Annotated in this window: 25 protein-coding genes; all 25 read left to right on the forward strand. The window is 46.8% G+C overall.

Translation table 11 applies throughout. From position 1 onward, the window contains the following. Positions 1-3 precede the first annotated feature (3 nt). On the forward strand, positions 4-459 hold the full coding sequence (locus AC50YO_RS00405; RefSeq protein ID WP_494841944.1) for a hypothetical protein: 456 nt from the start codon (positions 4-6) through the stop codon (positions 457-459). A 4-nt stretch (positions 460-463) separates the two neighbouring features. Further along, entirely contained in the window at positions 464-1,234 is a 771-nt protein-coding gene (locus AC50YO_RS00410) for a FliA/WhiG family RNA polymerase sigma factor (RefSeq protein ID WP_494841946.1), read from the forward strand. Between the two features lie 15 nt (positions 1,235-1,249). Continuing rightward, positions 1,250-2,656 carry a flagellar assembly protein A gene (locus tag AC50YO_RS00415; protein WP_494841948.1) on the forward strand — a complete coding sequence of 469 codons (1,407 nt, stop codon included), beginning with the start codon at positions 1,250-1,252 and terminating at the stop codon, positions 2,654-2,656. Between the two features lie 43 nt (positions 2,657-2,699). After that, positions 2,700-3,020 (forward strand): hypothetical protein, encoded by a 321-nt coding sequence (locus tag AC50YO_RS00420; protein ID WP_494841950.1) that lies wholly within the window; start codon positions 2,700-2,702, stop codon positions 3,018-3,020. 23 nt (positions 3,021-3,043) lie between these two features. After that, the gene (locus AC50YO_RS00425; protein ID WP_494841952.1) at positions 3,044-3,604 is read left to right on the forward strand and encodes a hypothetical protein; all 561 of its coding nucleotides are present in this window, start codon (positions 3,044-3,046) and stop codon (positions 3,602-3,604) included. After that, positions 3,597-4,151, forward strand: a complete 555-nt coding sequence (locus AC50YO_RS00430; RefSeq protein ID WP_494841954.1) for a hypothetical protein — start codon at positions 3,597-3,599, stop codon at positions 4,149-4,151. The genes AC50YO_RS00425 and AC50YO_RS00430 overlap by 8 nt, the downstream gene beginning before the upstream one ends. Before the next feature lie 180 nt (positions 4,152-4,331). Beyond that, positions 4,332-5,030: a 30S ribosomal protein S2 gene (gene rpsB / locus AC50YO_RS00435; protein ID WP_494841956.1), complete on the forward strand. Its 699-nt coding sequence runs from the start codon at positions 4,332-4,334 to the stop codon at positions 5,028-5,030. A 117-nt stretch (positions 5,031-5,147) separates the two neighbouring features. Then, positions 5,148-5,798 (forward strand): translation elongation factor Ts, encoded by a 651-nt coding sequence (gene tsf / locus AC50YO_RS00440; protein ID WP_494841958.1) that lies wholly within the window; start codon positions 5,148-5,150, stop codon positions 5,796-5,798. Between the two features lie 130 nt (positions 5,799-5,928). Then, positions 5,929-6,657, forward strand: a complete 729-nt coding sequence (gene pyrH, locus AC50YO_RS00445; RefSeq protein ID WP_494841960.1) for a UMP kinase — start codon at positions 5,929-5,931, stop codon at positions 6,655-6,657. Next, positions 6,657-7,211, forward strand: a complete 555-nt coding sequence (gene frr, locus AC50YO_RS00450) for a ribosome recycling factor (protein WP_494841962.1) — start codon at positions 6,657-6,659, stop codon at positions 7,209-7,211. Before pyrH ends, frr begins: the two co-directional genes overlap by 1 nt. Positions 7,212-7,275: 64 nt before the next feature. Then, positions 7,276-8,040 carry an undecaprenyl pyrophosphate synthase gene (uppS, locus tag AC50YO_RS00455; protein ID WP_494841964.1) on the forward strand — a complete coding sequence of 255 codons (765 nt, stop codon included), beginning with the start codon at positions 7,276-7,278 and terminating at the stop codon, positions 8,038-8,040. 28 nt (positions 8,041-8,068) lie between these two features. Then, complete coding sequence (locus AC50YO_RS00460) at positions 8,069-8,863, forward strand: phosphatidate cytidylyltransferase (protein WP_494841967.1); 795 nt, start codon at positions 8,069-8,071, stop codon at positions 8,861-8,863. 82 nt (positions 8,864-8,945) lie between these two features. Next, positions 8,946-10,082 carry a 1-deoxy-D-xylulose-5-phosphate reductoisomerase gene (locus AC50YO_RS00465; RefSeq protein ID WP_494841971.1) on the forward strand — a complete coding sequence of 379 codons (1,137 nt, stop codon included), beginning with the start codon at positions 8,946-8,948 and terminating at the stop codon, positions 10,080-10,082. A gap of 85 nt (positions 10,083-10,167) precedes the next feature. Then, the gene (gene rseP / locus AC50YO_RS00470; RefSeq protein WP_494841975.1) at positions 10,168-11,454 is read left to right on the forward strand and encodes an RIP metalloprotease RseP; all 1,287 of its coding nucleotides are present in this window, start codon (positions 10,168-10,170) and stop codon (positions 11,452-11,454) included. A 7-nt stretch (positions 11,455-11,461) separates the two neighbouring features. Next, positions 11,462-12,910 (forward strand): proline--tRNA ligase, encoded by a 1,449-nt coding sequence (proS, locus tag AC50YO_RS00475; RefSeq protein ID WP_494841977.1) that lies wholly within the window; start codon positions 11,462-11,464, stop codon positions 12,908-12,910. 48 nt (positions 12,911-12,958) lie between these two features. After that, a complete protein-coding gene (locus tag AC50YO_RS00480) occupies positions 12,959-17,281 on the forward strand; it encodes a PolC-type DNA polymerase III (protein WP_494841979.1) in 4,323 nt (1,440 codons plus the stop codon). A 187-nt stretch (positions 17,282-17,468) separates the two neighbouring features. Then, complete coding sequence (gene rimP, locus AC50YO_RS00485) at positions 17,469-17,930, forward strand: ribosome maturation factor RimP (RefSeq protein WP_494841981.1); 462 nt, start codon at positions 17,469-17,471, stop codon at positions 17,928-17,930. 89 nt (positions 17,931-18,019) lie between these two features. Beyond that, positions 18,020-19,123, forward strand: a complete 1,104-nt coding sequence (gene nusA, locus AC50YO_RS00490; RefSeq protein ID WP_494841983.1) for a transcription termination factor NusA — start codon at positions 18,020-18,022, stop codon at positions 19,121-19,123. A 44-nt stretch (positions 19,124-19,167) separates the two neighbouring features. Then, the gene (rnpM, locus tag AC50YO_RS00495) at positions 19,168-19,482 is read left to right on the forward strand and encodes an RNase P modulator RnpM (protein WP_494841985.1); all 315 of its coding nucleotides are present in this window, start codon (positions 19,168-19,170) and stop codon (positions 19,480-19,482) included. Beyond that, positions 19,475-19,822 carry a L7Ae/L30e/S12e/Gadd45 family ribosomal protein gene (locus AC50YO_RS00500; protein ID WP_494843175.1) on the forward strand — a complete coding sequence of 116 codons (348 nt, stop codon included), beginning with the start codon at positions 19,475-19,477 and terminating at the stop codon, positions 19,820-19,822. The genes rnpM and AC50YO_RS00500 overlap by 8 nt, the downstream gene beginning before the upstream one ends. Before the next feature lie 40 nt (positions 19,823-19,862). Next, entirely contained in the window at positions 19,863-22,502 is a 2,640-nt protein-coding gene (gene infB, locus AC50YO_RS00505) for a translation initiation factor IF-2 (RefSeq protein WP_494843177.1), read from the forward strand. A 7-nt stretch (positions 22,503-22,509) separates the two neighbouring features. Next, the gene (gene rbfA, locus AC50YO_RS00510; protein WP_494841986.1) at positions 22,510-22,866 is read left to right on the forward strand and encodes a 30S ribosome-binding factor RbfA; all 357 of its coding nucleotides are present in this window, start codon (positions 22,510-22,512) and stop codon (positions 22,864-22,866) included. Continuing rightward, positions 22,863-23,855 (forward strand): DHH family phosphoesterase, encoded by a 993-nt coding sequence (locus tag AC50YO_RS00515; RefSeq protein ID WP_494841988.1) that lies wholly within the window; start codon positions 22,863-22,865, stop codon positions 23,853-23,855. The genes rbfA and AC50YO_RS00515 overlap by 4 nt, the downstream gene beginning before the upstream one ends. Then, positions 23,856-24,758, forward strand: coding sequence for a tRNA pseudouridine(55) synthase TruB (truB, locus tag AC50YO_RS00520; protein WP_494841990.1), 903 nt, complete (start codon positions 23,856-23,858; stop codon positions 24,756-24,758). A 67-nt stretch (positions 24,759-24,825) separates the two neighbouring features. Then, positions 24,826-25,758 (forward strand): bifunctional riboflavin kinase/FAD synthetase, encoded by a 933-nt coding sequence (locus AC50YO_RS00525; protein WP_494841992.1) that lies wholly within the window; start codon positions 24,826-24,828, stop codon positions 25,756-25,758. The last annotated feature ends 157 nt before the right edge of the window (positions 25,759-25,915 follow it).

Below are 25,915 nucleotides of genomic sequence, written 5' to 3' on the forward strand. Positions count from 1 at the left end.
ACAATGGTTGGAACTTGGCGATGGAATATGAGTCTGGGACTGGTTGGCGCTGTGCTGACGATCCTTTTCTCAATTGGTAAAAACCCGCTTTCGGTCATGCTGCTTCGCAGCGTGTATGCCTTCATCGCCTTCGTTGCCATTGCATTCGTATTACGGGCAGTGCTTGCGATGATCTTGAAGCCGCCAGTGATTGCAAGTGGTGGGGTTGAAGAGGAAGGCAAAGGTACCAAGCTGGATCTGCAAACACCGGATGAGGGCGAAGATCTTAATGAAATGCTCAAATCGCAATTAGAAAAAGACACTCGTTCTTCCGCATCCGGCTCTATTGAATTGTCGAAGCAAGATCAAAAGGAGCAGCAAGAGCTATTTCGTCCCTTGACTCCTCCGCAGCTTGTATCCGCTCAGCAAAAAGAGCCTGAAGAACTGGCGAAAGCAATTCGTCACCTGACAGGAGAGTGAATAAATGACTGCAGCTTTGAATATTCCGATGTGGAAAGCTTGGAAAGATGATGGAGACATTGAGGCTAAAAAGAGCTTGATCGAGCAATACCTGCCTTTGGTCGATTACGTAACCAATCGTATGGCGATCGGCTTGCCAAAAAATGTATCCAAAGATGATTTGGCAAGCAACGGAGTTATGGGCCTGATCGATGCGATCGAGAAATTTGATTATGAACGAGGACTGCAATTCGAAACCTATGCGTCTTGGCGTATCCGCGGTGCTATTATCGATGGTCTTCGTCAAGGAGACTGGGTGCCAAGATCAGTTCGGGAAAAGGCCAAAAAGGTTGAAGAGGCTTATCAGCAGCTGGAGCAAAAATTTCTGCGTTCGGTGACGGATGCTGAGATTAGCGAGCATTTGAATGTGAGCGAGAAAGAATTCACCACCATGCTTCATGAAATTGCAATTACTACGGTTTGTTCATTGGAAGACCCGATCAGAGAGGAAGAAGCGGAGACAAGGCTGTCTTTGCTGGTTGATGAGAGAGCAAAAAACCCGGATCATAAAGCACATGAGTTTTTTCTGAAAGATTCACTGATAAACGGGATTGAGAAGCTGACTGAGAAGGAAAGAACCGTCGTTTCTCTCTTTTATTATGAAGAATTATCCTTAAGCGAGATTGCCGAAGTAATGTCGCTATCACCATCGCGAATTTCCCAGCTTCATTCCAAAGCCATTTTACGGTTAAGAGGGGCGCTGGCTAAGCATAAAGACCAACTCTTACAGCATTAGAAAGGGGGGAGTAGGGTGGAAGATCATTTATTAGAATCTTACTTACGCATCCAGACATCAGCCGATAAACTGTCTGCCTTTCTACTTTTTAATCGAATTACCGAGGAATTTGATTGTACAACTAGCCAATTAGAGCAATTCATCACCAGAAAAGGGATTGCTCATGGCGTTCGTATCAGTCTACTGGACGAAATATGCAATAATCCTCTTGCTTATTGCAAGGAACAAACTTTGATTGCCAGCGGGAATGCTCCATCCGAGGGGAAGAATGGCTCCATTAGAATGCTTTATGATATGACAGATGAGGAGCATCGTCCGACAGAGCTGGAAGATGGCAAGATTGACTTCAAAGAAGTGTCCAAGCTGAAAAACGTCAGACGCGGTCAATTGATTGCAGAACGGGTTGCTGCGCAATACGGCGCTCCCGGGAAGACCGTAACCGGTGAGGAAATTCCCGCCAAGCTAGGCAAAGAAGCCAGATTCAAGGTTGGCAAAAATGTTGTCGTTAATGCAGAGCAGACCGGCATGTATTCCGCGATCGACGGGCTCATTACGATGACAGATAAAGACAAAATCAACGTATTTCCGGTCTATGAAGTAAATGGAGATGTTGACTATAAGGTGGGCAATATTGATTTTGTCGGAACGGTCGTCATTAGGGGCAATGTTCTGAGCGGGTTCAGGATAAAGGCTGCTGGTGATATCCGCATTGTTGGCGGAATTGAAGGTGCAGAGGTTGAAGCGGAGGGCTCGATTGAAGTGACCGGCGGCATTATGGCTGGCAACAAGGGCTTCGTGAAGGCAGGCAAAAACGTCAAGAGCTCCTTTATTCAAGACGGCAATGTGTATGCGGGGCAAGACGTCCTCGTCTCTCAAAGCATCATGCATTCCAATGTGCGTGCAGGAAGGGGCGTTATTTGTTCCGGCTCCAAGGGACTTATCGTCGGAGGCTCTATTCAAGCAGCCGAGCTTGTCTCAGCTCGCGTTATTGGCAATACAATGTCGACTACAACGGCTATTGAAGTTGGAGCGCTGCCGGAGTCTCGCTCAGAGCTTCAGGAGCTGAGGATCAAATTAAGGCAGTCGATCGATAGCTTGGATAAAACCGAGAAAGCGCTGACAATTCTTGATCAATTAGCCTTTGCAGGCCAGATCACAGAAGACAAGATGGCACTTCGTACAAAGCTCGGAGCAACCAAACGGCAAACTGTCCTTGATATTGATCGAATGAAGGAACGGATTCTTGATATCGAAAAGGCGCTAGAGGATACAGATCGAGCGAAGGTAGATGTTACTCATATTGTCTATGGCGGCATTAAAATTGTAATCGGCAGATATACGCGCTTCATAAAGGATTCCGTGCAGCGTGTTTCGTTTCAGTATTCGGAAGGCGATATCGTTCAAGTTCCTTACAAATCTTAGTTAGCTATGTCCTTGCTTAGATCATTGTGAGGGGGAATTAGAAATGGCATTCAAGCCTATTGATTTTCAGCTATCCGTTCCACGGACGCCAGAAGCGAGTGGAATACAAAGCCAAGCGAATCTGAGGCCCATGATTGAGCAGACTAGACTGGGCGAAACGATGACGAAGGAAACCGAAATCATGCGAACCAAAAATACGGAAATTGAGCATGCTGTCGGGCTTAATATACGTAAGGACCAGGAGCAGCCTCAATCGAAGCAGCCTTCTGCCAAGAAGAAAAAGAACAATGAAGCTGATTCGGATGAGCAGGATCATCCGCCTGCGCATCCATTCAAAGGGCATCATTTCGATGTAAAGCTTTAGAGCTTAGGAAGGTGTAATCAACAATGTCTAATTGGTCATACATTGTGTTGCTAGGAGCATTCGTACTCGTGTGCGCATTGCTTGTTCCAAGACAAAAACAGAATAAGCCTACTGCAGGCTCTGATCAGGGCGTACGCAATATGGAAGTTGCCTTGGAGCAATTTATGGAGAACATGGAGACGGATAATCAGCAGCTTGTGCAGCTTGTAACCGCTTCTCGTGAAGAAGCGCGAGCGCACATGGAATCCAAGGACCAGAAAATAGTTGAGCTGGAAGCAAAGCTGGCAGAGATGGAGCAATTGCTTCAGCGGCAAGAAACACATAAGGTAGAATTGCAAAAAGCAGAGCTCCAAAAGGCCGCACTTGTACCAACGTCACCGCCAGCTGCTGCTTCTGTCAGCTACGAGGAGCAATCGCCAACGCCTGCTCCTTCTTCTGCTATTCATACCCGTTATGCTAATTTGCTTGAGCAATACCAACAGGGGAAATCCATAGAAGCAATTGCGAAAAAGTCGGGGATGAATAAAGGCGAAGTTCAGCTGATACTACAGCTTGCCAAGCAAGAGGAGGCTGCTCGTGGTTAGTAAACGAAGCTTTCTTACGGGACTCGGACTGGGTATAATTGCAGGCGCTCTGTTATTGCAAATGATGTTCATAGGAGAAGAGAATACTAAGAAGCTGCAGGAAGGCTTGGATGCGCAGGAGCCCAAGCTCTATAGTCAGTCAGAGCTAGATGCCAAGCTTGCAGAGGAACGCGTCACAGCAGCGACAGAAGCGAAGAGCGAGGCGGAAGCGGAATTTAAAGCTAAGCTTGAGGAAGCCCGTAAAGAGGCTGACAATAGCAAAAAGCCTGCGAATGAGCCGGCCATTGAGCAGCAAGCCGTTAATCGGTTCGTGCAGATCGAGGGCGGTATGAATTTGACGGCAACAGCCAAGCTATTGGCAGAGAATAAAGTAATTAGCGACAAGGCCGCGTTTATCTCACAAATGAAGAAATCCAAAAAACTGGTTCGCGCCGGTTATTTTTTGTTTCCAGGCAGCCTAACGGTGGATCAGGTTATAACGATTATAACGAGCCAGCCCTTGACAAGGGAAGAATATAATAAGTTGAATCCGGCTGCGAATAATTGATTCAGGAATATCGGATTGGAATGTTGCACCAAGCATGCAGATATGTTATATTAATTGACGGTGTTAAAAACACACGCCCATTAATTTCGTTAAGGGTGCTTCCGGCTGCCGGAAGTTTTAACGAAAGATGATATAGGCGGAGGAGCACTACAAAAAAAACCATTACAGGAGGTGTTGGAGATGGCGGTTATTTCCATGAAACAGCTTTTAGAAGCTGGGGTACACTTCGGTCATCAGACTCGTCGTTGGAACCCGAAGATGGATCGTTATATCTTCACAGAAAGAAACGGAATTTACATTATTGATCTTCAAAAAACAGTGAAAAAGGTTGAGGAAGCTTACAACTTTGTTCGCTCTATCGCTGCAGATGGCGGCACTATGCTGTTCGTCGGCACAAAAAAACAAGCGCAAGATTCCGTTAAAGAGGAAGCTGAGCGTTGTGGCAACTTCTACATCAACCAACGTTGGTTGGGTGGAACTCTGACTAACTTCCAAACGATTCAAAAACGTATCGATCGTTTGCGTTTGCTTGAGAAGTGGTCGGAAGACGGTACTTTCGAAGTACTGCCTAAAAAAGAAGTTATCATTCTTAACAAAGAAAAAGATCGTCTTGAGAAATTCTTGGGCGGCATCAAAGGCATGAAAGGTTTGCCAAGCGCATTGTTCATCATTGATCCTCGCAAAGAGCGTATTGCTGTTGCAGAAGCTCGCAAATTGGGTATTCCAATCGTAGGTATCGTTGATACAAACTGCGATCCGGACGAAATTGATTATGTTATTCCAGGTAATGACGACGCGATCCGCGCAGTTAAATTGCTTACTTCCAAAATGGCTGATGCAATTGTTGAAGCTAACCAAGGCGAACAAACAACTGCTTAATCCAACAAAACAGGTAGACAACAAAGGGTGGTCAGAAGGTGAAAGCCTCTCACCGCCCTTTTTTTCAGCTAAATTGCAGTACAGAATTTAAATAGATATTTTCAGGAGGGTACAATAATGGCAGTTAGCGCTAGTGCAGTTAAAGAGCTTCGTGAAAGAACTGGAGCAGGTATGCTTGATTGTAAAAAAGCTTTGGATGAAACAAACGGTGATATTACGAAAGCAGTTGAGTTCCTTCGTGAGAAAGGCCTTTCCGCAGCAGCAAACAAAGCAGGCCGTATCGCTACTGAGGGCGTTGTTGAATCGTATATCCACGCAGGCGGCCGTATCGGCGTTCTGGTAGAAATCAACTGCGAGACTGACTTTGTTGCAAAAACAGATCAATTCCGCACATTTGCAAGAGATATCGCTATGCATATCGCTGCTGCAAACCCTAAATTCGTTCGTCGTGAGGAAGTTCCTGGCGATGAGATCGAAAAAGAGCGTGAAATTCTGAAGGCACAAGCATTGAACGAAGGCAAACCAGCTAACATCGTTGAGAAAATGGTTGATGGCCGTATCTCCAAATACTACGAAGAATATTGCTTGCTTGAGCAATCCTTCGTTAAAGACCCAGACAAAACGATCGCTGCTTTGCTTAACGAAAAAATTAGTGCAATCGGCGAGAACATCTCGATCCGTCGCTTCGTTCGTTACGAGCTTGGTGAAGGCCTTGAGAAAAAAGTTGATAACTTTGTAGAAGAAGTTATGGCACAAGCGAAACTGTAAAACCGAAGCGCCGAGACGGGGCGGGGCGTCCGCCCCGCCTCTTTTTTCAAAATTTTTTATGCATGAGATTTTAAGGCAAGATAGTATAGACAACCTCGAATAATATGAGGTTCAAGATGGGGGTAAGAACGTGGGACAGCCTGTGTTTAAACGTATAGTATTGAAGGTAAGCGGCGAATCCTTATCTGGGCAGCATGGATTTGGAATTGAAGCATCAGTCATCTCGGAAATTGCGGATCAAGTGAAAGAAGTTGTAGCACTTGGCGTAGAGGTTGCCATAGTAGTTGGCGGCGGCAACATCTGGCGGGGAATTGCAGGGACTGAGAAGGGGATAGATCGCGCTACAGCCGATTACATGGGCATGCTTGCTACGGTCATGAATTCATTGGCGCTACAGGATGCCTTAGAGCAAATTGAGGTTCCTACCCGTGTTCAGACTTCGATTGCGATGCAACAAATCGCAGAACCTTATATTAGAAGACGTGCTATTCGTCATTTGGAGAAGGGTCGCGTCGTTATTTTTGCAGCGGGGACTGGTAATCCATTCTTCTCCACAGATACGACTGCTGCATTGCGTGCTGCCGAAATTGAAGCCGAAGTTATATTGATGGCTAAAAATAAGGTTGATGGCGTATATTCTGCTGATCCGTTCAAAGATCCAACTGCCGAGAAGTTCGAAGAATTGACCTATATGGAAGTGTTGAATAAAAACCTTGGTGTAATGGACTCAACCGCTTCTTCTTTATGTATGGACAATAATATTCCACTAGTCGTGTTCGCGATCACTGAGAAAGGGAATATTAAGAGAGTCGTACAAGGTGAGAAGATCGGAACGATTGTAAGAGGGAGTGGGAAATAATGCCACAAGAAATCAAAAAACATGCTGAAGATCGTATGGAGAAAGCTATCGGCGCTTTGAAGCGCGATCTTGCTACACTGCGTGCTGGACGTGCAACTCCTGCATTGCTGGATCGTATTCAAGTTGAGTATTATGGCGCTCCAACGCCAGTATCACAATTGGCTAACGTGAATACGCCGGATTCCCGTACGTTGTTCATTCAACCGTGGGATAAGACCTCAATTGCTGCGATTGAAAAAGCAATCATGAAGTCAGATCTTGGTCTTACTCCACAAAATGACGGTGCAGCGATTCGTATTTCGATTCCGCCGCTGACAGAAGAGCGTCGTGCAGATCTGGTAAAAACAACGAAAAAATTCGGTGAAGAATCGAAGGTTGCTATTCGCAATATCCGTCGTGATGCGAATGATGATATTAAAAAGCTGGAAAAAACAACGATTTCGGAAGATGAATCTCGTCGTTATCAAGAAGATATTCAAAAAGCAACAGATCGTTTTATTGCTGAGGTAGATAAAGTGTTGGTTGCAAAAGAGAAAGAAATCATGGAAGTATAATGAACACCTTAAGCCCCTCCGTAAGGTGGGGTTTGGTTTTGAATTCCGGGTAGGAGGAACGAAGATGATCAGTCGACTTTGGGCCAAACTAGGCAAATCGTCTTCAGAAACGGCTGAACCGTCAGCGCTGGACAACGTTCCGCAGCATGTCGCTATTATAATGGACGGCAATGGGCGTTGGGCTAAAAGCCGGGGATTGCCAAGAATCGCAGGTCATCATTCCGGCATGAAAACGGTTAAGCGGATCGTAAGGGAAGCAGATCGTCTCGGTGTTAAATATTTGACTCTTTATGCTTTCTCAACGGAAAATTGGAAAAGGCCGAAGGATGAAGTTGACTTTTTGATGAAGCTGCCTCAACAGTTTCTTGAGCTGGAGCTGGAGGAACTGATCCTAAATAACGTGCAGGTACGTGTAATGGGGCATAAAGAAGAGCTGCCCTCTTATACATTAAGCGCGCTTGAGGAAGCGATCGAAAGGACGATAGATAACACGGGGCTTGTGCTGAACTTTGCGTTGAATTACGGGAGCCGTAAGGAGATACTTGAGGCTATTAAGGATATAGCCGTTCAAGTTCAGGATGGCACATTGTCTGCTGATCAAATTGACGAGAATCTTATGTCGAATCGTTTGCTTAGCGGAGACATGCCGGACCCCGATCTGTTAATTCGTACAAGCGGAGAGCTTAGATTGAGCAACTTCATGTTGTGGCAATTGGCCTATAGCGAAATGTGGTTTACTGACGTGTATTGGCCTGAGTTTAACGAAGCTCATTTTCAAGAAGCGATTCGAGAGTATCAACGTCGAGCGCGAAGATACGGGGGCCTTTAGGCTTCAATGACGGAGTGTGACCTAAATTTTGAAACAGCGAATCGTAACAGGTGTTATAGCCGGCGTATTTTTTATCGCGGTAACGCTAGCCGGTAGCTGGTTCTATGCCGGCTTGTTAGTGTTGTTGGCTACGATAGGCTTTACGGAGTATGTACGCATGAATGGACAGAGCTGGAATCATCCGGTGTCCCTTCTTGGCTATGTCGGCATGTTATTATTCGTATTGCCTTGGGAATTGTGGGGGCTCCAATCGCCGTCTGCAATGACAATTCTTTGGATATTGGCATTTTTACTCCTTACAACAACAGTGGTTACCAAAAATAAAATTACAATTGATAGCGCCGCGCTAATGCTGATGGGCGCTTTATATGTAGGCTATGGCTTTGGAGCAATGAATGCGGTCAGACAGATGGAGCAGGATGGACTGCTATGGACCTTTCTATTATTCGGCTGCATATGGTCTTCTGACATAGGCGCTTATTTTGTAGGCAAAGCAATAGGCAAACATAAATTATGGCCTTCTATTAGCCCTAACAAGACTATTGAAGGGTCTCTCGGCGGGGTAGCGCTATCCATTGTGGTAGCAATTGTATTCGCATGGGCTGCACCATCATTTATTGATTTTTCTACAGCTATTCTAATCGGATTGATTGCTGCTGTCGCAGGTCAGCTGGGGGATCTTATTCAATCGGCATACAAACGGGTGCGTGATATAAAAGATACAGGCACACTATTGCCAGGGCATGGCGGTGTACTTGATCGCTGCGATAGCTGGATCATTGTATTCCCGCTTCTCGTCTTATCAGGCTTGCTTCCACTTTAAGGAAGAGGGTGCAGCGACTTAAGAATAAAAGGGCGCTGCATCAGCCTGCACGGTTAAGGCTTCAAATGCATAGGAGGAACTTATGAAAATTACTATACTAGGTTCCACCGGTTCCATTGGCACTCAAACGTTGGATGTTATAGCTAATGATCCGGAGAGGTATCAAGTTGTCGGATTATCGGCCGGCAGCAACGTTTCTTTACTTATTGAGCAAGCACAACGGTTTCATCCGGCAATCGTCTGTTTATCATCGAAGGAGCTGGCCGATGAAGCAGCATCCTCATTGCCGCAAGGCACTCGCGTCGTATATGGCGAGGAAGGTCTGATTGAGACGGCAGCTAACGGAGACGCTGATCTCGTTGTTACCGCCATTGTAGGCAGCCGTGGGCTGCCAGCTACACTTGCAGCCATTGATGCTGGCAAGACAATTGGCTTAGCAAATAAAGAAACGTTAGTGACGGCCGGTCATATCGTGATGGAGCGTGCCAGACAAAAGGGTGTAGCTATTATACCGATCGATAGTGAGCATTCCGCGATTTTTCAATGCTTGAACGGTGAACAGCGGGAATCTCTGAGTCGCTTGACATTGACTGCTTCCGGAGGGTCGTTTCGTGACCGCACTCGCGAACAGCTGGTCGGAGTGACAGTTGACGAAGCACTTAATCATCCGAACTGGTCAATGGGCGCGAAGATCACAATAGATTCAGCGACAATGGTGAATAAGGGATTGGAAGTGATTGAGGCGAAATGGCTGTTCGGCGTTTCCTATGAACAGATCGACGTTCTCATTCATCCCGAGAGCATTATTCATTCCTTCGTGGAATTTGCCGATCATAGTGTAATTGCCCAAATGGGCTTGCCGGATATGCGAGTTCCTATCCAATATGCACTTACTTATCCCGAACGCCGGCCTACACCGACGGAACGCATGAATTTGGCGGCCATCGGCCAGCTGAACTTCCGTGCAATGGATTTTGACAGATTCCCGTGCCTGCGTTTAGCCTTTGAATGCGGCAAGGCCGGTCAATCCGCTCCTACCGTATTCAATGCTGCTAATGAAGTGGCTGTAGCGAGGTTCCTCCATGGAGAGATCGAGTTTTTGGGAATCGAACGTGTATTAGAAGAGGTATTACAGCGTCATACGGTTACAAATGTGAATGATTTGGAAACAATAGCAGAAATAGACGCATGGGCGCGTTCAATAGCAGCTAATGTATAGCTAGTGGCCAACCTGCGGTTCTCTTGTATCGAACGGGAGAATAATGATAATCTATGTACAGGCCGTTACGAACAGGAGGCTCGCTATGGAGATGATTCAGGTCGTTTTTTTGACCGTTCTCGTATTTTTTGTCATTGTGACCATCCATGAATGGGGTCATTATTATTTTGCCAAGCGTGCAGGCATATTGGTTAGAGAATTCGCTATTGGCTTCGGTCCGAAGCTGTTCTCAATCAAAAGAGGAGAGACTCGCTTTACGTTGAGACTCGTTCCAGCAGGCGGTTTTGTTAGAATGGCGGGTGAAGACCCGGAAATCGTGGATGTTAATCCCGGTCAGACGATCGCAGTGCGAGTGAAGGATGGACAGGTTACTCGCCTTTATCTTGATCGACTGGATGAACGAAGCGGTGTTGTACGCGGAGAAGTTGTAGCTATTGATTTGGAGAAGGATCTCTATGTCACGCTTGATATCGAAGGCGACAATGAACGCTACAGCATTCATCCGCAAGCTTTTATGATCAGCAAGGGCAGAGATACACAAATTGCCCCGCTTGATCGACAATTCGGCAGCAAATCTGTCGCAGCAAGGGCTATGGCTATTTTTGCCGGTCCAATGATGAACTTTGTGCTTGCATTTGTTTTATTTGCCGTTTATATTCAATTGTCGGGCATCCCGGTGGGAACGCCGGATAAAGTTTTTGTAGGGGATACGCTGCCTGATACGCCATCCGCCAAAGCTAATCTTCAGAAGGGTGATATTCTTGAATCTATTAACGGAATCAAGATTGGCGGAGACTTCATGATTATGGTGGATATTATCGGCAAGTCGCCGAATGTACCAGTGAAAATGGGTATTGTTCGGGATGGAACGCGGCAAGAGGTGACACTCACCCCTGTACCGAATGAAGAGGGCATTGGCAAAGTAGGCATAACGCCTGATTTCCCGCCTATCCCAACTCGCACGGCATCGTTTTCTGAGACGATAACGGGTGCAGCCAACTACATGAAGTCGATGACCATTAGTATATTTGATGGCTTCAAGAAACTCATTATGGGAGAATTCAAGCTGGATGATCTGGGGGGACCCGTTCGTACAGCAGAATATACCAGTCAGATTGCTCAACAGGGCATTACCAATCTAACGCTTTGGACAGGATTGCTCAGCTTGTATCTCGGGATATTTAATCTGCTGCCTATTCCAGCGCTTGATGGAAGCCGGCTTATTTTCCTTGGAATAGAGGCAGTGCGAGGACGTCCGATTGATCCGAATCGTGAGAGCATGGTTCATTTCATTGGTTTTGCATTGATTATGCTGTTGATGCTTGTTGTAACCTATAACGATATATTGCGCTTGGTAAGAGGGGAGTCTTAATTCAGCCATGTCTAAGGATAAACAGTTCGTTACAGAAATCACACCACAAGGTGAAGATTTCTCCAGATGGTATATTGATGTTATTAAAAAAGCAGAGCTCATGGATTATTCACCGGTGCGCGGATGTATCATCTTCCGTCCGGAAGGCTATGAGCTCTGGGAGAATATCCAGCGTGATCTAGACCGCCGCTTCAAAGAAACGGGTCATCGCAACGCTTATTTCCCGCTGTTTATTCCTGAGAGCTTCTTCCAGAAGGAGAAAGAGCATGTTGAGGGCTTTAATCCCGAGCTGCCTTGGGTAACAGAGGCTGCAGGCGAGAAGCTGGAGGAGCGCTTGGCGATTCGACCAACCTCAGAGACGATGTTCGGTCATATGTATGCCAAATGGATTCAATCCTACCGTGATTTGCCGCTCTTGATTAACCAATGGGCGAACGTCGTTCGTTGGGAGAAGCGGACATTGCCATTCTTGCGTACGAGCGAATTCCTATGGCAAGAAGGCCACACGGCTCACGAGACAGAAGAGGAAGCACGTCAGGAAACGATGACGATGCTTCAGGTTTATAAGGATTTTGTGGAAGAATTTCTCGCTATCCCTGTGATTGTGGGTGAAAAAACGCCTTCGGAGCGTTTCGCAGGTGCGGTAAATACGTATTCCATTGAAGCGATGATGAAGGACGGCCGTGCTGTACAAGCAGGTACTTCTCATTATTTAGGCACGAAATTCGCGGTTGCTTTTGACATCAAATATTTGGACCGCGAGAATACATTGCAATTTGCTCATACAACCTCATGGGGTGTAAGTACCCGTCTTATTGGGGCAATGATCATGGTGCATGGCGATGATCGTGGACTTGCATTGCCTCCTAAGGTGGCGCCTACGCAAGTGATTATGATACCTATTGGCCCTGCGAAGACGCGTGAGCTGGTTGTTGGACGTGTGGATGAACTACACGCGCAATTGAAGCAAGCGGGTGTCCGAGTTCGCGTCGATGACCGTTCTGATGTAAGCCCGGGCTGGAAGTTCAATGAGTACGAAATGAGAGGGGTACCTCTTCGTCTTGAGCTTGGTCCACGTGATATGGAGAACGGGCAGGTTGTACTCGTATCCCGTGTAACCGGTGAGAAGAAGATAGTGCTGCAAGAAAATCTAGTAGCTGAAGTAGAAGCGATGCTTGCTGATATTCAGCGTGAAATGTTCGAGAAAGCGAAGCAATTCAGCGAGGATAACTTCTATGATGTAGATACCCTTGACGAAATGAAAGCTTCCATGGAAGAGAAGCGCGGCTTCGTTCTGGCGGGCTGGTGCGGCTCTGCTGCATGTGAGAAGCAGGTTAAAGAGGAAACTGGGGCAACAAGCCGCAACATCCCGTTCGAGCCTGAGAAGAAGAAGCAGGATTGTCTTGTATGTGGCGAGCATGCGGAGCATACGGTGGTATTTGCCCGCGCTTATTAATTTTTAAAATTAAGGTTCGGATTGGATCGTTAGGAGTGAATAATAGCCATGAGCCAAACCGCAGATAATCGGCAGCGCTTCGAGCTGCTTATGCAGCAAGCTGAACTGCCGCAAGAACTTATACATTCCTATTACAAAGATGGTTATATTGAACAAGTCATCGTAGGGAAAAAAAACAGGAAATGGACGTTTTGCATTCGCAAAACGTCTTTAGTTCCTTATAAGGCCTATATCGGCCTAAGCCAAGCGGTTAACTTGAAGTTCTCACATATTGCTGATACATCCTTCCAGTTTTTATATGATGATGCGATTTCTTCCGAAGATATTGCTCGCGAATATTGGAATATGTTCATGGAGTGGGCTCAGAAGGAGATTGCTTCTGTTAATGGCTGGCTGTTGAAAGCTGGCATGCTGGCTTCAGGAGATATGATTACCGTTTCCTTATTGGATGGCATGGGGCTGGAGCTTGCTCGAAAGAAGAAGATAGATGAGGCCATCAGCCAATTTTATGAGCGGCATTTTGCCCGTACGTATCGGATCAAGCTTGAAGTAGGGGCGGGCGATCAATCAAGACAAGAGGTATATGACGAATTTCAGCAAAAGATCGTGCAGGAGGAGCGTGAGGCCGTACTCCAGATTATCGAGAATGCTGCCATCGAATCTTCCTCCGAGGATGGAGGCGAGCCTCCAGCACGTCTTGCTATTGGCTATGATATTCGCGACGAGCCTGTGCCTCTGATGAATATTAGGGAAGAAGAGAAGAAAGTAACGGTGCAAGGCGCGGTATTCGGGCTGGAAGTGAAGGAACTCCGTAACGGTATGACCTTGTACACGTTCAACGTCACGGATTTCTCGGATTCTATGGCGATGAAAGTGTTCGCTAAGAACAAGGAAGATGTGAAGGTGCTTAGTCTTCTTGCTAATGGCAAGTGGGTTAAGGCAAGAGGCAAGGTTGATTATGACCGCTTCATGCAGGAGCCTGAGCTGGTCATGATGCCGAATGACTTGCATGAGATCCCTTCGCCGCCTGAACGCAAGGACAATGCAGAAGAGAAGCGGGTAGAATTCCACCTTCATACGACGATGAGTGCAATGGACGCTGTAACACCTGTTGATACGTACATTAAGACTGCTGCCAAATGGGGTCATCAGGCGATCGCAATAACCGACCACAGCAATATTCATTGTTACCCAGATGCGTTCAAATCAGCGAAAAAGCACGGGATCAAGGTGTTGTTCGGCCTAGAGGCGAATGTCGTGAACGATGCAGTGCCAATGGTGCTTAACCCAAGGCATGAGCAGCTGGCTACGACCGAATATGTCGTATTTGATATTGAGACAACGGGCTTATCCGTTATTAATAATAAAATTATCGAGCTTGCCGGCGTGAAGATGCAAGGCGGCAAGGAGACTGACCGTTTTTCTACCTTTATCAATCCGCATGAGAAGATTCCTTACCATATTCAGCAGCTTACGAGCATTAATGATGAGATGGTTAAGGATGCGCCAGAGCTAGAGCCTATGCTGAAACAATTTATTGCTTTTATTGGTGATGCCGTTCTGGTTGCTCATAATGCAAAATTCGATATCGGTTTTATACAAGCCAATTGCAAGGAGCTAGGACTGCCGGAGGTAATGAATCCAGTACTGGATACACTGGAGCTGGCACGGTTTATTCATCCCACGATGAAGAATCATCGACTGAATACATTAGCTGATAAATACAAAGTCGGTCTAGAGAATCATCACCGAGCTGTAGATGACTCCCTTGCTTTAGGCGGCGTTCTATACGGGCTTATAGCTGATGCTGCACAACGTAATATTACCGGCCTTCATCAATTAAATGATTATGTAGGAATGGATTTATCCAATACACGTCCGTTTCACAGCTCTATCTATGCTTTAAACGCAGTCGGCAAAAAGAATTTGTTCAAGCTGGTATCGCTATCGCATACCGAGCATTTCAAGCGCGTGGCATGCATACCGAAAACCAAATTAGTTGACTTGCGAGAGGGATTGCTTGTGATCTCTGGTTGTGAGAAGGGCGAGTTTTTTGAAACTGTGCTTAATAAATCTTACGAAGAAGCCGTAGACGTTGCACGGTTCTATGATGTGCTGGAGATACAGCCTATAGATTTCTATATGCATCTGGTTGATAAAGGGCTCGTCGGAAGCCGTGCTGAAGTGGAACAAGCGATAAGACGGGTATGTCAGATTGGCGACGAGCTTGGAAAGCCAATCATTGCGACAGGCAACGTTCATTACTTGAATCCACGGGACAAAATATTCCGTGATATTGCCATACACGGCATTACTGGCTTTAGCCCGCTCAAAGATCGCCGCAAGCCGGATGCGCATCTTCGGACAACGGAGGAAATGCTTCGGGAATTTGCTTTTTTGGGAGAGGCTAGAGCTTATGAGGTAGTCGTTACGAATACAATTAAGCTGGCAGAGCGGTTCGAGCCTTTCGACATGTTCCCGGAGCAGCTCTTTACGCCAATTATTCCTGGTGCCGACGAAGAGATTCGTGCAACTTGCTACAATACGGCGAAGGGAATGTATGGAGAAGATTTGCCTCAGGTCGTTATTGATCGGTTGGAGAAGGAACTGGTGCCAATCATTAAGTTCGGCTTCTCTGCCAACTATTTGATCTCCGAGAGGCTCGTGAAAAAGTCGAATGCCGATGGTTATCTGGTAGGGTCCCGGGGGTCGGTAGGCTCTTCCGTAGTAGCAACTTTCCTTGGCATCTCCGAGGTTAATCCATTGCCTGCTCATTATTTATGTAAAAATTCGGATTGCCGGCACAGCCAGTGGTTTCTGGATGGCAGTGTGCCAAGCGGCTTCGATTTGCCGGAGAAGAGCTGTCCAAATTGCGATGGGCCGCTTAAAGGCGAGGGACAGGATATCCCGTTTGAGACCTTCCTAGGCTTCAAAGGCGATAAAGTCCCCGATATCGACTTGAACTTCTCAGGTGAATATCAGCCTACGGCCCATAACTATACGAAGGAACTTTTTGGCGAGAAAAATGTCTTCCGGGCCGGAACCATTGGTACGGTTGCAGAGAAGACAGGCTATGGCTTCGCCAAAAAATACGAGGAAGACCAAAACAAAAAATGGCGCGGTGCGGAGCTTTCTCGATTGGCCAGCGGCGTGACAGGCGTGAAGCGCAGCTCGGGTCAGCATCCTGGCGGTATCGTAGTTGTGCCTGATTATATTGAAGTTGAGGATGTTACGCCGGTTCAATTTCCAGCGGATGATGTGAATGCCGAATGGAAGACCACCCACTTCGACTATCATGCTTTTGAGATGAATCTGCTTAAGCTGGATATACTGGGGCATGATGATCCGACCATGATGAGGATGCTGCAGGATTTGACGGGTGTCGATCCTACAACGATTCCGATGAATGATCCCAAAGTGATGAGCATGTTCAATTCGACCAAATCGTTGAACGTTTCTCCTGAGCAGATCCGCTCACCTGTCGCTACCTTTGGAGTGCCGGAGATGGGGACGAAGTTTGTCCGACAAATGCTGCAGGAGACGCAGCCTTCTTCCTTTGCCGATCTTTTGCAAATATCGGGCTTGTCTCACGGAACAGGCGTATGGCTGGGTAACGCACAGGAATTGATTAAGAAAGGAACCTGCAACATCAAGACCGTTATTGGCTGTCGGGATGACATTATGCTGTATCTGATTTATAAAGCAGATATGGATGCAGGGCTTGCTTTCAAAATTACGGAAAGTGTGCGGAAGGGCAAGGGGCTAACGCCGGAATGGATCGAAGAGATGAAGCGTTGCAAAGTGCCGCAATGGTATATTGACTCCTGCCTTCGTATTGAGTATATGTTTCCGAAGGCGCATGCTGCCGCTTATGTTATCTCTGCGGTGCGTACAGCTTTCTTCAAATTGTATTATCCAATTGAATACTACGCCACTTACTTTACGGTAAGGGCGGAGGATTTTGATCTCGAGCTGCTATGTCAGGGGTATGAAGCCATTCTGAAGAGATTGATCGAAATTGAAGAAAAGGGCTTCCAAGCAACGACCAAAGAGAAGAACAGCATCTCGCTGCTCGAAATGGCATTGGAAATGACAGCGCGCGGCTTCACGTTCAAGCCAATTGATCTTTATCGTTCAGAGGGAACGAAGTTTATCGTTGACGGAGAGTCCCTCATTCCTCCATTCGGGGCAATCGGAGGAATTGGCGAGAATGCGGCTCGAAATATTGCAGCTTCACGTGACCAAGGAGAGTTTCTTTCTATTGAGGATTTCCAATTGAAATCCAAAGCGAGCAAGACCGTAATTGAGGTTTTGAACGGGATGGGCTGCTTCCGCGGATTGCCGGAATCCAACCAATTATCGTTGTTCTAGGGCAGGGTGTACTTGAAAACATTTCTTGTCACTCCTATGTGGTTATGTTATAATTTTTGTGGCAATGATGTTGATAGAGACTTTGAAGCAGAGAGTGGGGAAACCCACTCTTTACGTTTTGTTTTTGGGCTTTTCTCCTTATGAAGCCCAGTTTCAATCGTATGACCAAACGGGAGGTTACACCAATTTGAGCATATCCAAAATCAAAACCGTCGTTGAAGAAATGGTTACGCCCTTTCTCGACAGCAATGGATTTGAACTTGTTGATATTGAGTACGTTAAGGAAGGAAGTCATTTTTTCCTTCGTGTGTTCGTAGACAAGGAAGGCGGCATCGACATTGATGAGTGCGGCCGGATTAGTGAATTTTTAAGTGAACAGCTGGACAAGAACGATCCTGTCACCGATGCTTACTTCTTGGAAGTATCATCGCCAGGAGCAGAACGTCCGCTTAAGAAGCCAGAAGACGTTCACAAGGCCGTAGGCAAGCATGTCTACATAACGACTTATGAACCAATTGATGGCTCCAAAGAATTCGAAGGACAGCTTACCGCATTTGATGGCGAGCAAGTCAGCGTCCAAGTAGGTAAGAAAGAGCATGTCATTCCTTATGCGAAGGTTGCGGGTGCACGCCTAGCCATCGTGTTCTAAACTAGGCACGACGCTTTACCGCTAGAGGACAGTGACAGCCTTTGTTATTCTTATAGCTGTCTATTATTGAAAGGGGGAACTCGAATCCAATGAGCATGGATTTTATTGAAGCACTATCGGAAATCGAGAGAGATAAAGGAATTACTAAAGAAGTGCTGTTAGATGCGATCGAGGCTGCTCTAATATCCAGCTACAAGCGCAACTTCAATACCGCTCAGAACGTTCGTGTTGACATTAATCGTCATACGGGCGTCATTAAAGTATACGCACGCAAAACAGTCGTAGAGGAAGTTCTGGATCCTCGTCTCGAAATTACGGTTGATGCATCTCGTGAGGTTAATCCGCATTATCAGTTAGATGATATTGCCGATATCGAAGTAACTCCGAGAGACTTCGGTCGTATTGCGGCCCAAACAGCAAAGCAAGTCGTTACACAGCGTATTCGGGAAGCAGAACGCGGATTGATTTATAATGCCTTTATCGATAAGGAAGAGGATATCGTCAATGGTATCGTTCAGCGCCAGGATGTTCGCAACTTGTTCATCGATCTTGGCAAAGTCGAAGCGGTTCTTCCTTTGACAGAGCTTATGCCAACAGATAAATTTAAGCATGGCGATCGAGTCAAATCCTATATTACAAAAGTAGAGAACACGACTAAAGGACCGCAAATTATTTTATCCCGTACTCATCCAGGCTTGTTGAAACGTCTTTTCGAGCTTGAGGTTCCAGAAATTTATGATGGCGTAGTGGAGATAAGATCTGTAGCGCGCGAAGCGGGCTTCCGTTCCAAAATCGCTGTTCATTCCCGTAATGAAGAGGTTGATCCAGTCGGTTCTTGCGTTGGTCCCAAAGGCATGCGCGTACAGACAATTGTCAATGAGCTTACAGGCGAGAAAATCGATATCGTTCGCTGGTCCGAGAGTGTTGAGGAGTATGTAGCCAACGCGCTTAGCCCTTCGAAGGTGCTGGAAGTCATCGTATTCGAGCAAGAAAAGATGGCGCGGGTTATCGTGCCGGATTATCAGCTTTCGCTCGCAATCGGTATTAAAGGTCAGAATGCCCGTCTTGCAGCTAAGCTGACAGGCTGGAAGATCGATATTAAGAGTGAGACGCAAGCTGAACAGGAATATGGCCGTCCAAGAACGTTGACGGGCACGATGCATCAAGATTCCGTCTCTATTGACCTAGCATAATCGGCTTCAGCTTGCTTCCATAACGAGCAGAGGAGGGGTGTGCGATGAGACAGAGAAAAGTGCCGCTTCGCAAGTGTGTGGCATGCCAAGATATGAAGCCAAAGAAAGAACTCATCCGGGTAGTAAGGACTCCAGACGAAGAAGTGTTGATAGACTTGACGGGGAAAAAAGCCGGGCGCGGCGCCTATTTATGCGGTGAGGTCAGTTGCTTTAAACTGGCCAAGAAATCGAAGGCGCTCGACCGAGCTCTAAAGCAAGCAGTCGCCGCGGAAATTTACGACCAGCTTGAACAGGATTTCATTGCGGTAGAAGATCAATTTATGGCAAGCAAGGAGCAGATAAGCGATGAAGATGAATAAGAGCTTATCGACGCTCGGCATGGCTATGAGGGCAGGAAAACTCATTACAGGCGATGAAATTGTGCTCAAGGCGGTACGTAAAGGGGAAGCGCATCTCGTTATTATAGCGGGTGACGCTTCAACGAATACGAAGAAGAAATTTCGCGATAAATGCAGCACCTACGGGGTACAACTCGCCGAAGCGTTTGACCGCGATCAACTTGGAAAGGCTATAGGAAAGCTTGAACGAGTCGTACTGGCGGTTACTGATGCAAAGTTCGCTAAAATGATTGCGGGTCATCTGAGTCAAAATTCGGAGGTGGATCATATTGAACAAACCACAGGACAGCAAGGACAATAAGGATAAGACACGCGTATACGAATACGCCAAGTCGCTAAATATGAGCAGTAAAGAAATTATTACTATTCTTAAAAGACTTAATCTGCCCGTTAACAACCATATGAGTGTTATGGAAACCGAAATGGTGCAGAAAGTGGAAGGTTTCTTCCGCGACATCAAATCCAATGCTGCTGCTAAGCGTGCTCAGGAATCGCATGGTGCGACTGTATCGTCGGCATCACAAGCGACCAGCAAGCCGCAACAGCCGCAAGCAACGAATAAAAATTTATCTTCAGACAGACAGGGGCCTATGAATTCTATTAAAACGACAACCGAAACAAACCAATCGCAACAAGAACAACGTCCAACTCAATCTGAGCAAACAACGCCGAGCACTACGAACACTAGTGCCAGCACTAGTTCAAATACAACGAGACCAGCCGCTCAACAAAACAGCAATCGTCCAAGCGGCAGCCAAGGACAAGGAAATCGTCCAAGCGGTCAATATAACAGCCAGAACCGTGGTCCGCAAGGCGGCGGTCAAGGCAATCGTCCAGCCGGTCAAGGCGGGAACCGCCCAGCAGGTCAAGGCCAAGGCGGCAACCGTCCATCTAATGGTGCTCCTGCAGGCAACCGTCCAGCCGGTCAAGGCGGAGGCAATCGCCCTACAGGCAGCGGTCCTAGCAGCAGCCAATCTGGTCAAGGCCAGAACCGTTCATTCGAATCTCGTCCAGCGGCACCGACTTCACGTGGAACCGCGGGTGGCGATGCGAACCGCAACAAAACAGGTGCGAATAAATCATCCAGACCGGGTGCAAATAACAACAACGGTCCAAGAAGATTTGACGATGGCAAGCCAGGCGGCTACCGCGGCAATAATAATAACCGCGGCGGCAAAGGGCGCAACCAGCGCAATCAGCCACAAGAGCGTCGCGAGAAGGTGGATAACACACCTAAGAAAATTATCGTACGCGGCACAATGACCGTAGGCGATTTGGCTAAGCTGTTGCACAAGGATGCTTCCGAGGTTATCAAAAGATTGATCACTTTGGGTGTTATGGCAACGATTAACCAAGAGATTGATATGGATGCCATTATGCTTCTCTCCGGTGAATACGGTGTTGAAGTTGAAGTGAAAATTCCAGTGGAAGAGGATTCCTTCGAGACGGTTGAAGAAAGCGATGAAGAAGAGAATCTAAGCACTCGTCCACCAGTTGTAACGATTATGGGTCACGTTGACCATGGTAAAACAACGCTTCTTGATGCAATTCGCCATACGAATGTTACAGGCGGAGAAGCAGGCGGCATTACGCAGCATATTGGTGCGTATCAAGTTGAGATCAATCAAAAGAAAATTACGTTCTTGGATACACCGGGTCACGAAGCGTTTACACTTATGCGTGCCCGTGGTGCACAAGTAACGGACATTACGATTATCGTTGTAGCAGCAGATGATGGTGTTATGCCTCAAACAGTTGAAGCGGTTAACCATGCCAAAGCAGCTGGCGTTCCAATCATTGTAGCGGTTAACAAAATCGATAAACCGGATGCAGATCCTGACAAAATCAAACAAGCTCTAACCGAGTATGAGCTGGTTCCAGAAGAGTGGGGCGGAGATACGATCTTCGTTAACGTTTCTGCGAAGCAACGGCTTGGTCTTGAGGAATTGCTCGAGATGATTCTTCTCGTATCTGAGGTTAATGATTATAAAGCAAATGCAAACAAACGTGCTCGCGGTACTGTTATTGAGGCAGAGCTCGACAAAGGTAAAGGTCCAGTTGCACGCATTCTCGTTCAGCATGGCACACTCAAAATTGGAGATGCTTTCGTTGCCGGCAATTGCTTTGGCCGCGTTCGCGCCATGGTCAATGACAAAGGCCGCCGTTTAAAAGAAGCAGGTCCTTCCACACCAGTTGAAATTACTGGTTTGACTGAGGTTCCATTAGCTGGCGATCCGTTCATGGTGTTCGAAGATGAGCGCAAAGCACGGGCAATCGCTGATCGTCGCTCCATTAAGCAACGTCAATCAGAGCTGGGCGCGAATTCGCGCGTAACGCTTGAGGACTTGTATAAACACATTACAGATGGCGAGATTAAGGATTTGAATGTCATTATCAAATCTGATGTTCAAGGTTCGTCTGAAGCATTGAAAGGCTCCCTTGCCAAGATTGATATTGAAGGCGTTCGTGTCAAAATCATTCATAGCGGCGTAGGTGCCATCAATGAATCCGATATTAACCTTGCTTCCGCATCGAATGCAATCGTCATTGGCTTCAACGTTCGTCCAGAGCCGCAAGCGGATCTGGCTGCACAGCAAGAGAAGGTCGATGTTCGTATGCACCGCGTTATTTACAGCGTTATTGAAGAGATCGAGCAAGCAATGAAAGGCATGCTGGATCCAATCTTCAAAGAAGTCATTATTGGTCATGCTGAAGTACGTAACGTATTCAAAGTGAGCAAGGTGGGAGCTATCGCAGGTTCCATGATTACTTCTGGTAAGCTTACTCGCAGCGCTGAGGCAAGAGTTGTACGTGGAGGCATCGTTATATTTGAAGGCAAAATCGATACGCTGAAACGCTTCAAGGACGATGTGAAGGAAGTTGCTCAAGGCTACGAGTGCGGAATTACACTTGAGCGGTTTAGCGATTTCAAAGAAGGGGATATTATTGAAGCCTTCGTTATGGAATCGGTAGAGAGGTGATTAGAGTATGGCCAAGAATCGTGTAGGACGGGTCAGCGAGCAAATTAAAAAAGAGCTGAGCCAAATTATTCAAACCGAGCTAAAAGACCCCCGTATTGGCTTTATTACAGTAACGGCGGTTGAAGCAACGAATGACTTATCGCAAGCCAAAATTTATTTAAGCGTTCTGGGAAGCGAAGAGCAGAAGGAAGAAACGCTCAAAGCACTTGGACGGGCAAATGGCTATCTTCGTTCCGAGCTGGGCAAACGGATGCGTCTACGCCATACGCCAGTATTAATATTCAAGTTCGACAGCAGTATTGAGTACGGCAGTCGAATTGAAGGAATACTGGACGACATCAATCGTGGGAACAGCCCTTCATGATTAATGCTGTAACCTATGAAGAGCAATTAAAGGCTGCACTAACTTTCATACAAGAGGGAGACGACTTTCTAGTCGTTTCCCATGTTCAGCCTGATGGCGATGCCATCAGCTCAACAACAGTAGTCGGTTGGCTGCTCAGCAAGCTGAGCAAGTCAGCCGTTCTTATTAATGAGGGTCAGTCACCATCTCGATTGGGCTATTTACAGGGCTTTGATAAGATTATTAATTATCGGGCCGAGAAGCTGGTTCAAACCTATAAGCATGTCATATCGGTAGATTGTGCCGATTTTCGCCGGATAGGGGAGGTAGCTGCGTTGTTTGCCCCTGATGTTAAGCTCCTCAATATTGATCATCACCCTACGAATAATGGCTTTGGAACGACGAATCTTATTCGCCCGAACGCAGCTGCTACCGTGGAGATTTTATATGATCTGATTGAACAGGCAGGCCTTACTTTCGATTTGGATTGCTCAACAGGTATATATACTGGGCTGTTGACGGATACCGGAGGCTTCCGATATTCCAATACAAGTCCTCGTGTGATGGAAATTGCTTCACATATGCTTGCAGTAGGAGTGTCCGGGCATCAGCTTGCGGATCACTTGCTTGAGAAGATGACAATGCCGAAGCTGAAGCTGCTTCAGCGGAGCTTAAGCCGTCTTACCTTCAGCGATAATCAACAAATCGGTTGGTTATATGTGGCCAAAGATGATATGAAAGACACGGGAGCGGTATCGGAAGATATGGAGGGTATCGTTAATTATGCCCTTAATATTGATGGTGTCGAAGTCGGGATTCTGTTCAAAGAAACAGAAGACGGCGCTGTTAAGGCCAGCTTGCGGTCGGCAGGAAAAGTTGATGTAGCAGCGGTCGCCCAGTCCTTTGGCGGAGGCGGTCATGTTAGAGCAGCAGGATGCCGTCTGGAAGGACCATTGGCTTCTTCTATAGATAAGCTGATTGAAGCGGTAAGAAAGGCGTTGAACGAATAGATGGACGGTATTATAGCAGTATGGAAGCCTGCGGGCTGGACGTCGCATGATGTCGTGGCCAAAGTGCGGGGAATGCTCCGCATGAAGCGTATCGGCCATGCCGGCACGCTTGATCCTATGGTGACCGGCGTATTGCCGTTATGTCTTGGTCGTGCAACACGAGTTGTTGAATATTTGCAGGATCGTCCCAAAGCTTACGAAGCGGTGCTGCAACTGGGCATTTCTACGGACACAGAGGATTTGACGGGTACGGTGATTGAGGAAGCAGACGGGATTTCGGTGACGCAGGAGGATGTTCTGCGTGTCCTGAATAGCTTTGTTGGTGAAATTGATCAGGTGCCTCCTATGTTCTCTGCTGTCAAAGTGAATGGGAAGCGTCTGTACGAACTGGCTCGAGAAGGCAAGACGGTGGAGCGCAAATCCCGCAAGGTTACGATTCACCAAATCGAGCTTTTACATACAGAGCTGGAGCTGGATAAGCCCCGCTTCGCATTTTCAGTCATTTGCTCGAAGGGTACCTACATTCGGACTTTATGCGTGGATATCGGCAAAGCACTTGGCGTTCCAGCAGCAATGGCAGAACTGACGCGCACGATGTCAGGAGGCATTACGAAGGAGCAGTGCTTGACGATCGAGCAGATTGAGGCTTTGCAGCGGGATGGCGCGATTGAGGAGCATTTATTGCCTGCTGAAGCAGCGATTTCCCATTTGCTTCGTGTTGAGGTCAAGGCTTCAACGGGAGAGATGGCGCTGCGAGGGCAAAAAATCCCTTTAAGACTTGTGTCAGGCGCTATTGATAGCGATCAAATTGTACGTCTTTATGGGGAGAACGATGCTTTTATCGGCATATTCGAAGCGGATTTGGAAGCAGCCCTATTGAAGCCAGTCAAAGTATTCAATTAAGCTTGTTATTATAGGAGTCATGGAAGACTTAAAGGAATTGCAGGTGTGAGCGTTGGAAATCATCTCATTGAACTATCCCTTGATCGAATTGCCGGAAGTGCTGAAAGACAAGTCTTTTTCGATTGCCATTGGACATTTTGACGGGGTTCATCGGGGACATCAGAATGTAATACAGCAGGCGGTCAGGATGGCGAAGCAGACCGATTCTTTATCGGCAGTGATGACCTTTGTACCGCATCCTAAAGAAGTACTTGGGCAGGGCGAGCAATACTTTAGCTGCTTGACTCCGTTTGAAGTGAAGCAGGCGCTATTTCAGGAGCTGCAGGTCGATGTAGTATTCGTTATGCAGTTCGATCTAACCTTTGCAGGCATTATGCCTTTGCAATTCGTAGATGAAGTGCTTCGTCCGCTTCACGCGAAGCATATTAGTATCGGCTTTGACTTTACCTTTGGTTATAAGGGACAAGGAAATGCAGAGACGATGAAGATGATCAGCGAGCCGGATATTGAAGTTTTTGTGGTCGAGCCCTTAATTGAGAATGGTGAGAAGATCAGCAGCACTTCCGTTCGTGCGGCTATGGAGCAAGGGAATATCGAGCTCGTTACAGCTTTGCTTGGAAGGCCATATGAAGTGGAAGGAATCGTTGTTCATGGTGACGGCAGAGGGAGAACAATTGGGTTTCCTACTGCCAATATCGATTTCTCAAGTCCATATGTCATGCCCCGCTTAGGCGTTTTTTCCATTACGGTGGACGTAGTAGGCAAAACTTATTACGGCGTGCTTAATCATGGCATGAAACCAACCTTTAATAAAGAAGGTATCGTTCCTGTGATGGAGGCTCATTTATTCGACTTCCATCAAGATATTTACGGAGAGAAAATCCGAGTTCGGCTGCATTCATTTATTCGTTCCGAGAAAAAATTCGGTTCTGTTGATGAGCTGATCAAGCAAATTGGAGCAGATGCTGAGCAAGTGAAGCAATACTTCAATCTAGCGTAGCGGCATTTACTTGACCAAGCAGTTGTGTTATAATGGTTTACGTTGCGATTAGGCAGTTAATCTGTACGAACGCACATTAGAACCTTTAGCTTGGTTATCTGCTCTCACCGGCGATATCGAGGCTAATGGCGATTATAAGTATAGGAGGTGAACTAGG

The sequence above is a fragment of the Paenibacillus sp. J22P59 genome (assembly GCF_059383895.1).